Source organism: Thermoclostridium stercorarium subsp. stercorarium DSM 8532 (assembly GCF_000331995.1).
Taxonomy (GTDB): Bacteria; Bacillota; Clostridia; order DSM-8532; family DSM-8532; genus Thermoclostridium; species Thermoclostridium stercorarium.
The window spans coordinates 2,020,982-2,033,874 of the sequence record NC_020134.1 but is presented as its reverse complement, the minus strand read 5'-3'; the positions used below and the strand labels follow the sequence as shown (position 1 = coordinate 2,033,874).

Below are 12,893 nucleotides of genomic sequence, written 5' to 3'. Positions count from 1 at the left end.
ATTGAGTCATGAAGAAATATTTATTGGCTTTTTTAGCCTTTATAGTCATAATATCCCTTACCGCCTGCGGCGGCGTTGACGAAAAAAGCAAGGAGACTCAAAAGTCGGAAAATGTAAATGTAAACGCCGGTGTATTGAATGAATCCGATAATGCAAACACAGTCAGCAAATCAAACAGACCCGAAACGGTTACAGTAACATCGGTCAACGGACAATCTGAGCCGGTAGAAGTTGAAGTTCCGTATGATCCGCAAAGGATTGTGGTTCTTGATCTGGCCGCACTTGACATTATCGACAGCCTTGGCCTCGGAGACAGGGTTGTGGGTGTTGCTGACAGCTCAAACGTGGAATACCTGAAGGGCTATATGGAAAAAGAAAACACAGTAAATGTAGGTACGGTTAAAGAAGTTGATTTCGAGGCCATCATGGCATGTGAGCCCGATGTAATATTCATGGGGGTTCGCATGGGCGATAATTATGATGCTCTTAACGAAATAGCTCCCGTGGTGCGGCTGATTACAGATTCGGAAATTGGTGTAGTTGAAAGCACCAGAAAAAATGCGATGACAATAGCGTCGATTTTCGGTAAGGAAGCTGAAGTGGATGCCTTCTTTGCGGGATTCGATGAAAGAATAGCCGCGCTGAAAGAGGTTGCTGCCGGCAAGACTGCGATTGTCGGTATGTGCACGAACGGAGGATTCTATATCCTTGGAAACAACGGCCGCTGTTCGATAATAGGCGTAGAAATTGGTTTTGAAAACCTGGGAAATGGTGCAGCCAATGCAAATTCGGGCGGAGGAAGTGAGGGCGGCAATGGCAGAAATAGCGGCGGAAGCGGTTCACCGCATGGTAATGAAGCATCCTTTGAATTGATTGTGGCATTAAAGCCTGATTATATATTCGTAATGGATCGTGATGCAGCTATTGGTACAAACGGTGCAAAGCCGGCGAAAGAAATAATGGAAAATGAGCTTGTGATGAGTACCGATGCATATAAAAACGGTAATCTGATTATCCTGGAACATCCTGCTGTATGGTATGTGGCAGAAGGCGGTATTAAAGCCCTGAGCATAATGCTCTCCGATTTGGAAAGTGCATTGCTTAAATAAAAGCATACCCTTCCCCCGAAAAAAGCCGACAGTGCGCTTGAGTGAGAATCACTCCCCTGAATAAATACACCGATGAGTTGGCAAGTTGATTGATTTTTGAAAGGTTTTCTGACATTAATTTACGTTGCAAAGTAAAACCTCCTTTAGGGGAATAATGTCAGAAAACCTTTTTTATATAACAATAATTCTGGTGTAAAATAACACACTGGCGATTTCAACAACTTTTGCCGAAATATTATAATAATAATGTTTTTGATATTGAAAAATTCGTGTGTATGCTTATGACAATGATTTTGAAGATGAAAAAGATGGCATAGCGAATGAATATTGAAAGTAGTCAAACGAAATAAAAGCGCTAATGCCATTTCACCTGTTTTTCAGGAGGTTAAATACCATGGACTGGAATTCTGATCAATATTTAAAGTTCAAAAGTGAACGTACACAACCTGCTGTGGATCTGGTAAACCGTATCAGTGCAGTAAATCCTGAAAAAATACTGGATATTGGATGCGGGCCCGGAAACAGTACCGAAGTTTTGTATAATAAATTTCCAAAGGCTTATATTCTTGGAGTGGATATTTCCGAGGAAATGATCAGGACGGCAAGAATGAAATACCCAAATTTGGATTTCAGAATATGTGATGCCGGCAAGGATTTGTCGCAGCTGGACAATGATTTTGATATTGTGTTTTCAAATGCATGCATTCAGTGGGTGCCTGACCATAGAAATTTAATAAGAAACATGTTACTTAAGCGTTTTGCCCGATACCAGGAAGAAAGAATTTGAAGATGAGATAATGGAGCTTTTAATTAAAGGGTATCCCAGGCAAAAGAACGGGGATATTATTTTAGATTCCCCAGGTTCTTTTTCATTGCGTATCCGAGAAAATGAATGCGACACATTTTACGAAATTAAACAGCCGTGACAACAGACTGTGTAACGTTATGCAAGCGGAGCACGGGGAATAAACCGCAATAAAACGAACCGTGGTAAATCTGTGGAATGGATTAATGATATAATTGAACTTGTTAATACGAATGTAACCCGGAAAGGATTTTGAAAGCGTGAGAATGTCTCATTTTGTCTGTCCGGTTTGCAATAGTGAACTTATGCTTGAAGGAAATATATTCAGGTGCCGAAACAATCACTGCTACGACAGGGCGAGAAGCGGGTATGTCAATTTATTAATGTCGCAGGCGAAAAAAGTGCACGGCGACGATAAAACAATGCTTCTGGCAAGGAGGAATTTCCTTGAAAAAGGATACTATAAACCGTTATTGGATAAGCTGACGGAAATAATAATCAGGTGTGTCAAGAACAATGATGTTTTGCTTGACGCAGGTTGCGGGGAAGGATGGTATACCGATAACATTTACAGGGAACTTAAAAGCCGTGATTATAATGTCCATGTTATCGGAATTGACATTTCCAAAAATGCGGTGGAGCTTTTGGCGAAACGCAACAAGGAAATTGAAACGGCAGTTGCAAGTGTATATAAAATGCCTGTAAAAAGTGAAAGTTGCGACATTGTCCTTTCGGTATTTGCCCCCGTCTGCGCGGAGGAAATCAAACGGGTACTGAAACGGGATGCCGTTTTTATAAGGGTTTATCCCCTTGAAAGGCACTTGCTTTCGTTAAAAAAGCTTATATATGACAATGTTGTTTTGAATGAATTGCCCAACAGGGACATTGAAGGGCTGAAACTGGCGGAATCACATACCGTGAAGAATATTATTAATCTTGGGACAAACGGCGATATTTTGAATCTGTTTATGATGACTCCATATTATTACAGAACGAGCCAAAGCGATAAAGGTAAAATTGCCGAAACAGACAAATTAAGTACCGAAACTGAATTCGGGATTGATGTTTACCGGCGCTTGTAAAAGCGCTTATTTAATGGGGTTGAAGGTAATGGCACATGATATTTTTAAAATTATATCGCCATTATATATGAAGGATAACTTTAATATTATTGCAATCGATTGCGCAAAAAATGAATTTTATATTGCCAATTTTTTTATTTATTTATCATTATTGTTAAGAGTATACATTTTTTATTAAAATAAACATACAGGTATTGCACAATTGTCACAAATATGGTAATATTATTATGCGATAAAACCCATTGAAGGTAATTTTTGTATAGTTTGCACAATCGCTTGCATGACAACAACGGGGCACCGGCCGCAATGATTTTTTTTAAGATGGTAATATAAGCCATTGGAGGGTCCGGGATGAAAGCAGGTCCCAAAAAAGCGGTTTTATTTTTAGTGGTATCGTTAGTACTGGTTGTTCTTCTGAAATTTGTGCTGCCGCCGGTGTTAAAAATCGGCGCCGGGGCATCGGTTACCGAAAACCAAAGCACGGTCCTAATCACTTCAAAGGTTTACCCCGACCGGATTACATTTAATGAAAATGCGGTACTTATGCTGGAAATAAAGCTCAGTCAGGGGACGGTTAAGGAAATATATGCCGATTTGTCTCAGTTGGGCGGGAATCCAGTGACGTATATTGATCCGGAACTCAATGCCCTGACCGTTGCGGTAAGGTATGATATTGAACCAGGAATAAAGGAAATTCCCATTACGGTGACCGACGAATACGGCAACCGCCATTTCCATACGGCAACTCTGGAAGTGGAGAAGAGAGTATATGAGGATAACACGGATTTTGACTGGGATGAGGCAAGGATATATTTTCTTCTGACCGACCGCTTCAGTGACGGTGATAAGTCCAACAATAACCTCTACGGTGAAAGCTACAGCAAAGAAAATCCGGGGGCATATTACGGCGGTGACTTCCAGGGGATTATTGACAAACTGGATTATTTAAAAGAACTCGGAATAAATACAATCTGGATTTCGCCGATAGTTGACAATATCGACTATGGACTGCCGACCGATAAAAACATATCTTATTATGCCTATCATGGCTACTGGGCTAAAAATTTTGAGGAAACGGAAAAACAGTTTGGTGATCTTGAGACATTTAAAAAACTGATTGATGAAGCCCATGACAGAGGAATAAAGATTATGGTGGATGTGGTCTTGAACCATGCGGGATATGGGCTTAAAGAAACCGATGAGTTCTATGACATACCGGGATATCCTACATATGAAGATCGTATGAGGTTTGCGGGAATGTTCCGTACCGTAAACGAAGGCGGGTATGTAAAAAACGAGCTCAGCGGGCTGCCTGATTTCAGGACTGAAGACGCACAGGTGAGAAACAAACTAATCGAATGGCAGGTAAAATGGCTCGAGAAAGCCAGAACCGAAAAAGGAAATACCATCGACTTTTTCAGGGTGGATACCGTCAAGCATGTTGACAATACCACATGGAAAGCATTTAAGAATGCGTTGACACTGATTAAGCCTGATTTCAAACTGATAGGCGAATGGTATGGCGCGGGAATAAACAATACCGCCGGCCAGCTCAGGTCGGGGCAGATGGATTCCCTGCTGGATTTTGAATTCAAGGATGTGGCTTTCAAATTTGTTAACGGGAAAATTGACGAGGCTTTTCAATATCTTCAGAAACGGGACGAAATAATGGATAACACGGCCACTCTTGGGCAGTTTCTGAGCAGTCATGACGAAGACGGGTTCCTTAAAGTAAGGCTAAAAGGCGACAAGGGCAAGATGAAGGTCGCTGCGGCGCTTCAGATTACTTCAAAAGGCCAGCCTGTCATATACTACGGCGAAGAACTTGGGCTTTCCGGTGAAAGCAATTACCCGTACTACGACAACAGGTACGTAATGCCGTGGGATGAAATTGAGAATAACCCTGAGATGCAGGACTTCCTTAATCATTATAAAAAACTTCTGAATATCAGAGCCAAATATTCCAAGGTGTTTTCCAGAGGAAGCACGGTTAAAGCCGCGGGCGGCGACAATGAAGGATATCTGGTTGTAAAAAGGGCTTACGGGGATAAGGAAATCTATGTGGCGTTAAATGTCAAGCACGAACCCGCAGATAATGTTGAAATAGCCGTTTCGGCGCCCGACGGATCGGTGTTCAGGGATGAGTACAACGACGTTACATATACGGTGAAAAACGGTAAAATAGTCATATCCATACCCGGAAATACATACGGCGGAACTGCTGTTCTCACAACGCATACCGCTTCAACAGGCATTCTCCCGGTACCGGAAGGACATATAAGAATCCATTACAACAGGCCAAATGGCGATTATGACGGATATGGCCTGTGGATATGGGAGGATGTGGCAAACCCTTCAACAAACTGGCCTGTCGGTGCGATACCTTTTGATCCCGGACAAAGAGACAATTACGGTGTATACCTGGACATTGAACTGAAAGAGAACGCAAAGAGAATAGGGTTTCTTGTCGTGGACAGGAACAGAGGTGATGCTGGCAAGGACGGGGGAGACAAAATTTTTGTAATTTCTAATCCAAAAATAAATGAAATATGGATAAAACAAGGCTCTGACGAAGTATTTAAGTACGAGCCGGTAGATTTGCCCAAAAACACCGTCAGAGTTCATTATCTGAGACAGGACAATAATTATGAACAATGGGGATTACGGATATGGGGTGATGTTATGAAAACTTCCGGAGAAAACGGAAAAAGGCCTTCGGACATTGAAATGTTTTCAAATGCCATGGTGGATCGTTACGGGGCATATCTTGATATTCAGCTTAAAGAGAATGCGAGGAATATAGGGATGGTTGTAGTGAACCGCGAAAATGGTCAAAAAGACGGTGGAGACAAAAATTTCAGTCTGCTTCATAAATATAACCACATATGGATTAGGGAAAACGATGATACAGTATATGTTTCGCCTTATTGGGAAACACCATATGAAATTGTAGCCGCCGAACTTGCGGCTGTAAACGAAATCCGGATTAAGTTTGCCGCAACCGACGGATTGGATTGCGAAACCTTGAGAAAAGAAATACGCATTTTTGACAATGAAAGCAATCCGATAGGAATTGAAAAAATAGAAATAACAGGGGATACCGTTCTGGCAACTGCAAATTTTGATTTGAATAAACTTCCGCTGAAGGTTTCCTATAATGGGAAGAGCATTTCCGCCAGGTACAGCTGGCGACTGATAGATGCCTTGTATTACTACGACGGAGATGATCTCGGGGCTACATATATTAACGGGAAGGCGTTGCTTAAGTTGTGGGCGCCGACGGCATCGAAGGTTGTTGCGAATTTTTTTGATAAGAAAGATCCCGCGCGGTTAATCGGGAGCCTGGAACTTACCCGCGGAGACAAGGGAGTCTGGTCGGTGCTGGCAAAGCCTGAAGATTTCGACGGTGTGGATGATTTGAGAGGATATTACTACCAGTATGAAGTGACAAACTACGGTGTTACAAAGAAGGTGCTGGACCCTTACGCAAAATCGATGGCAGCGTTCCGGGTCGATGCGAGGGGGAATCCCGGGCCTGACGGCGATACCGTCGGAAAGGCCGCAATTGTTGACTTAAGCAGGACCAATCCGGAAAAATTCGTAAGCGCTGATATTGAAGGATTTGAAAAGCGCGAGGATGCCATCATCTGGGAGGTACATATAAGGGACTTTACATCCGATCCTTCCATTGAAAGCGACTTAAACGCGAGATGGGGTACATACAGGGCTTTTATTGACAAACTTGACTATATAAAATCCCTTGGCGTTACCCATATTCAGCTGCTTCCCGTCATGGCGTGGTATTACGGCGATGAAGCCGCAATGGGCGAAAGGGAGCTGGAATATTCCACAAAGTGCAGCAACTATAACTGGGGATATGATCCCCACAACTATTTCTCGTCTGACGGGGCGTATTCAGAAAATCCCAATGATCCCGAATTGAGGATAAGGGAATTAAAAGAACTGATTAACGCAATCCATGAAAAGGGTATGGGAGTAATTCTTGATGTTGTGTATACCCACATGGCCAAGGCAAGCCTGTTAGACGATATTGTGCCCGATTACTATTTCTGGAAGGATGAAACAGGCAAGTTAGTGGGCGGATTTGGGAACAACCTTGCGACAAACCGCAAAATGGCCGAAAAATTAATGACGGATTCCGTAAAGTATTGGTTCAGCGAATACAAAATTGACGGAATGAGGTTTGACATGATGGGCGATGCCACGTACGAGGCGATACAGAATGCTTATAATGAAGCCAAAAAAATAAATCCGAACGCGTTGTTCATAGGCGAAGGATGGAGAACTTTTTCAGGACATCTGGCCGATCCTGAACTGGCCGGCAAGGGCGCCGATCAGGACTGGATGGACAAAACCGATGATGTGGGCGTATTTTCGGATGAAATAAGAAATGAACTGAAATCGGGCTTTGGCCACGAAGGTGAGCCAAGATTTATCACCGGCGGGGCAAGGGATATACAGACCATATTCAATAATATCAAGGGACAGCCGGGCAATGTGAAAGCCGATAATCCCGGAGACGTGGTGCAATACATCGAGTGTCACGATAATCTTACTTTATATGACGTTATAGCGTTGTCGATAAAAAAGGATCCCTCAAAGCCTGAAAACGACCTTGAAATTCACAAACGAATCAGGCTTGGAAATGTTTTAGTACTTACTTCACAGGGAACGGCGTTCCTGCATGCGGGGCAGGAATACGGGCGTACAAAGCGGTGGTTGGGGAAAGGAGTGCCTCAGGGCAAATACACAGAGCATAAAGACGTCTACGGAAACGTGATTGGGTACTTAATTGACGATTCATACAATTCAAGCGACGCCATTAACATGTTTGACTGGGCTAAAGCAACAGACGCCGAAAAGTACCCCGTGAACAGCGTAACAAGGAAGTATACCGCGGGCCTGATTGCGCTTCGCAGATCCACCAATGCCTTCAGGCTTGGAACGAAAAAGCTGGTTGATTCAAATGTTACGTTGATTGATGCGCCTGAAATTCGGAGAAAAGATCTGGTGATAGCATATAAGTGCCGGTCCACCGATGGCACAGGGGTTTATTACGTATTTGTAAACGCCGATTCAGAAGTAAGGAAACTGACTTTAAATGAGGATTTGACAAGAGGTGTTGTAGTCGTGGACAATGATGAGGCCGGAGTGGATGAAGTAACTGAAAGATCGGGGTTTGAGCTGACCCCTGATTCAATTACCCTTGAACCTTTGACGGCCGTCATTATAAAGATGCCTTCATAACCATTTTTGTAAATAAGTTTCCTTTAGGCGCAGTTACATAAAAAACACCCGGCCAACCCGGCCGGGTGCGGTGCATTTATCAGGAAATGATTTATTTATCCTTTATTTCTGCGGTTTTGTAAATGAATTTGACATTCCCGTCCATCCAGTCGCTTATTCCGGCAAAAGCCCTGTAATTCTTAGACACTTTTACAGTTGCTTTCAGCCTTTCTGTAAATGTTTCTGCGTCGTCAACGCTGTCAGCAAGTTTCTGAATCCCTTTTTCGTTAAACTGTGAAAGTCCCTCCGAAAGCTGCATTGCGCCGTCCTTTAGCCGTGTTATGCCGTCTGTCAGTGCCGGAACGCTGTTTTTCATTGCGTTTACACCGTCGTACAGCGCAACTGCACCGTTATACAGGACTTTGGTTCCGTTTTTAAGATCACTTGCGCCTTTGCTCAACTCAGAAGCACCGCTGGCAGCCTGAGCGACACCTGAGGTATAATTTCTGAGCCCGAGGTAGAATGTATTGTAATCGTCAAGCGAAGACTTAAGTGATTTTATTGATTTTACACCCTCGGCTGCGGCCGCCAGTTTTGACTGGACTTCTTCACCGGCCATTTTTTCGGCAACAATTTTCTGTATTTGTTCTTCGGTTTTTTCTTCAATCAGTGCCTGGATTTCGTTTTCAGCCATTTTTGAATTGATGTTTGCCGTTATGATATTTTTAACCTGCTCGGTTTCCATTTGTTCACTGACTTTCTGTGCAATCAGCGACTGAATATTACTGCTCTGCATTTGTTCATCGGTGTTTTTTGAAATCAATGCCTTGATATCGCCGCCTGCCATTTTTTCATTGACGGCGGATTCAATCATGTTTTGCGTTGCTGTGTCAATACGCCCTGCCGAAACGGCTGCATCATACTTTGCCTTATTCATTCCCGTCGCGGCGAGAATTACCTGTTCTTCCACGTTTTTGCGGACAGCTTCGGTAACCTGCGTCAGTACCTGATTCTTAACTGTTTCGGTAACCTGTGCCGTTACCTGTTCTTTGACCGCTGATGTAACGCCTGCTTCCACCTGTTCACGCACTGCATTGGTGACCTGTGATTTAATGTAATCACGATTTTCCTCAACGGCGGCGGTTATCTGTTCAAGTGCCTGGTTGTAGAGTTTTGTTTCATCAAGCAAATCAAGAATTTCATTCAGGACCGATGCGTAGTTGTCGATTGTAAGCGTAGGAACCGAAAAGCCTGCTTCCTTCAGTTGCGCCTCGGCAGTGGCAAGAAATGTTTCAAAAACCTTTTTGGCTCCGTCGTTTAATTTATCGTTGTTTGCCGCGAGTGTGTCAAGCCCCTGCAACAGCGCCGCAGTTCCATTATATAACTGCTCTGCGCCGCTGTTAAGATCGTTTGCCCCGTCTTTTAATTTGGAGGCGCCGTCGGCAAGCTGATTGATTCCGCTGACCAGTTCGCCTGATTTTTCAAGGAGGGTACAAATGCCGTCGTATAACGCTGAAGAACCGTCAAGAAGCTGTGCCATGGCGTTGTTGAGTTCTGTTATTGAACCGGTTAAATCGTATACTGAATTGATTTTTTCCGTGTCGATGCTGTTAAATAATGCATTGCTTGCAACAGTAACGGTCATCCCGAGGGAAAAATCGCTGGCATCGGCTGTTATTTCCACGTATGACGGGATTTCAAATTTATTCCTGTCAATCCCGAGGTCTTCCTGAAGTCCCGGAAAGGCGAAACCTATTACTATCGTCCGGTCGCCGTCGTTTATAACTTTTCCGTTTGATACTTCCACATTGGAAAAATTGTCGTTGTCCAGTATCATACCCGTAAATACCGCAAACGGAACATAAATTTTTTCATCCTTGCGGTTTATTTTAACAGTTTCATACTGATTGTTTCTATAATCAAAACGGATGGTTACCTTGCCGCTTTTTCCGGCAAGTTCATCAGGTGATATTGCCTGCCCGTCAAGGTTATAGGAAACGGTAAGATTAACCGGCAGTTCCTTCTCCGTTGTACCCTGGTAATAAATGTCCTTCCCGTTTGCGTCCCATACAATGACGTTGTTCCCGCCAGTCGTGTATTCTTCATCGCCTTTGATGTTTTCCACATTCTCAAGTTCGGTTACATCGTTTATTTTGTCGGCAGAAAGCGTGTTTTTCAGCCAGTCACTGACGATAATTTTCTGTACCGTACCGTTCGCGTCGGCTATGACGTATACCGTTTCATCCTTGAAAACACTTTCCGGGACAGTTGATGCCGGTACTTTTTCAGTTATATCCGCCGGCTTGTTTTCCGAAGTTTTGCCGTTGTCATTCAAAGCTACGGAATAAACCGCTCCGACTGCAATGAGAATTGTGCACAGAAACAAAGATATGATTTTCAACGCTTTACCTTTCATTGGACGACAACCCCCGATCTATCGCAGATTTTTGTCATGCCGAATGTTGTTTTACAGATTAATTTATCGCAAAGGAGTAAAAGCGCAGGCAGAATGAAAATTACCATCAGCATGCTTATAATGGCGCCGCGCGCCAGCAGTCTGCACATGGAGCTTACAATGTCAATGTCTGAATATACCGCAACACCGATTGTCGCAGCAAACAATCCCATACCCGACACAATTACCGACTGAACCGACGTTCTGAGTGCAGTCAGTACGGCCGGTTTCCTGTCTTTGCCGCCGGTACGCTCGGAAATATACCTTGTTGTCATAAGTATTGCATAGTCCACAGTCGCACCCAGCTGAATGGTACTGATACAGATGGGGGCGATAAACGGCAGGCTTTGCCCGAAATAATGCGGCAGCCCGAGATTAATGAATATTGCGAGCTCGATTACTACAATAAGTATGAACGGGAGAGATATGCTTTTCGTGACCAATGCGATGATAACGAATATTGACACGATTGAAAAAATATTAACAACTTTGAAGTCATAGTCTGTTACTTCAATCATGTCTTTTACGCACGGAGCTTCACCGATGAGCATGCCGTTCCTGTCATACTTTTTCAGTATAGCGTTCAGCTTGTCAATCTGCTCGTTTACGCTGTCGCTTGCAACCCTGTATTCGGAATTTATAAGCATGAATTTCCATTTGTCACTTTTCATGGCCGAGTTAATGGATTCAGGCAAAATTTCCTCAGGTATCCGTGAACCCATTACCGATTCAAGGCCAAAGACATATTTAACGCCGTCCACCTGTTTCATTTCATTTATCATAGCCCGGATATCTTTCGACGGCAGCGAACTGCTGACAAGGACCATGTGTGTCGAACCGATTCCAAATGTTTCACGGAGTTTTGTGTTTGCAATGACAAAATCAATATTCTTAGGCAGGCATTCGCCCATGTCGTAATATACCTCGCTGTTGGTTTTCCGGTAACCGTAATATGCCGGAGGGATAAGAAGCACAAAAATTATGAGAAACACAGGGAATATCTTTAATATGCCGTTTTCCATTTTCTCCGGGTTTGGAATAAGAGGGCGGTGCTTTGTTTTCTGCAGCGGTTTGTCCAGTATAAGGATAAGTGAGGGCAGTACCGTCACGCTTCCGATAACGCCAAGAAGTACTCCTTTAGCCATTACAATGCCGAGATCCCGGCCCATAGTAAATGACATGAAACAAAGGGCGATGAAACCTGCTATTGTTGTGGTTGAGCTGCCTATAACGCTTGACAGTGTTTCTTTTATTGCGACCGCCATTGCCTCTTTCTTATCGGTATAGTACATGCACTGTTCGTTGTAGCTGTGCCAGAGAAAAATTGAGTAGTCCATTGTAACAGCCAGCTGTAGAACAGCGGCAAGGGCTTTTGTAACATATGAAATTTCTCCGAGGAAGAAATTGCTTCCAAAATTGAGCATAATCATCATACCGATGGAAAAAAGAAAAACAAAGGGTATGAGCCAGCTGTCAAGACACAGGGTCATTGCCACACAAGCAAGGATTACGGCTATTGTAACATAGATCGGTTCCTGTTGTTCGCACAAATCTTTAAGATCGGTTACCAGTGCCGACATACCCGATACAAAGCATTGCTTACCGCATATTGCACGGATTTCCCTTATTGCGTCCATTGTAACGTCGGCTGATGTAGGCGAGTCAAAAAATACCGCCATCATTGTGGCATTTCCCGCATTAAATGCCTGATAAAACTCATCGGGAAGCATTTCTGCCGGCACCGACAAGTCCATGACCGAATCGTACCAGATAACCGTGGCCACATGTTCCACTTTGGAGATCTTTTCCTTAAGTGCGGCCACGTCTTTGTACGGCATATTTTCAACAATGATGAACGAAAAAGCGCCTTTATTGAAATCGTTCATCAGTTCTTTCTGACCGATAACTGTGTCCATGTCCTCGGGCAGGTAGTCAAGCATGTCGTAGTTTACTCTTGTCCTGAGATACCCCAATATTGACGGAATCATAAGAACAAGCGCCAATATCAGAATAGGTATTCGACATTTCACTACAAACTTTGCAAATTTCATTTGTTCTCAGCCTCCTCAAAGCAGCCTTCCACAGGGTACAGATAATGCCAGAAATAACAGCACTGCCGGACAATGGGTGTATTTTACTCTCAGCTTACCGGTTGACGTTGCTAACGCATTATATGCCGAACCTGAACAGACATC

At 43.5% G+C, this 12,893-nt stretch carries 6 protein-coding genes; 4 read left to right on the top strand and 2 right to left on the bottom strand.

From position 1 onward, the window contains the following. Positions 1-8 precede the first annotated feature (8 nt). From CST_RS08700 to CST_RS08685, 4 genes are all read left to right on the top strand, one after another. Complete coding sequence (locus tag CST_RS08700; RefSeq protein ID WP_015359515.1) at positions 9-1,109, top strand: siderophore ABC transporter substrate-binding protein; 1,101 nt, start codon at positions 9-11, stop codon at positions 1,107-1,109. 394 nt (positions 1,110-1,503) lie between these two features. After that, on the top strand, positions 1,504-1,896 hold the full coding sequence (locus CST_RS08695; RefSeq protein WP_015359514.1) for a methyltransferase domain-containing protein: 393 nt from the start codon (positions 1,504-1,506) through the stop codon (positions 1,894-1,896). A gap of 284 nt (positions 1,897-2,180) precedes the next feature. Continuing rightward, a complete protein-coding gene (locus CST_RS08690; RefSeq protein ID WP_237266398.1) occupies positions 2,181-2,996 on the top strand; it encodes a putative RNA methyltransferase in 816 nt (271 codons plus the stop codon). Between the two features lie 351 nt (positions 2,997-3,347). Beyond that, positions 3,348-8,264 carry a pullulanase gene (locus CST_RS08685; RefSeq protein WP_015359511.1) on the top strand — a complete coding sequence of 1,639 codons (4,917 nt, stop codon included), beginning with the start codon at positions 3,348-3,350 and terminating at the stop codon, positions 8,262-8,264. Positions 8,265-8,355: 91 nt separating this feature from the next. Here the strand turns inward: CST_RS08685 and CST_RS08680 are convergent, their stop codons facing one another. Next, on the bottom strand, positions 8,356-10,659 hold the full coding sequence (locus CST_RS08680; protein WP_015359510.1) for a hypothetical protein: 2,304 nt from the start codon (positions 10,657-10,659) through the stop codon (positions 8,356-8,358). Beyond that, on the bottom strand, positions 10,656-12,749 hold the full coding sequence (locus CST_RS08675; protein WP_015359509.1) for an efflux RND transporter permease subunit: 2,094 nt from the start codon (positions 12,747-12,749) through the stop codon (positions 10,656-10,658). Before CST_RS08675 ends, CST_RS08680 begins: the two co-directional genes overlap by 4 nt. Between the last annotated feature and the right edge of the window lie 144 nt (positions 12,750-12,893).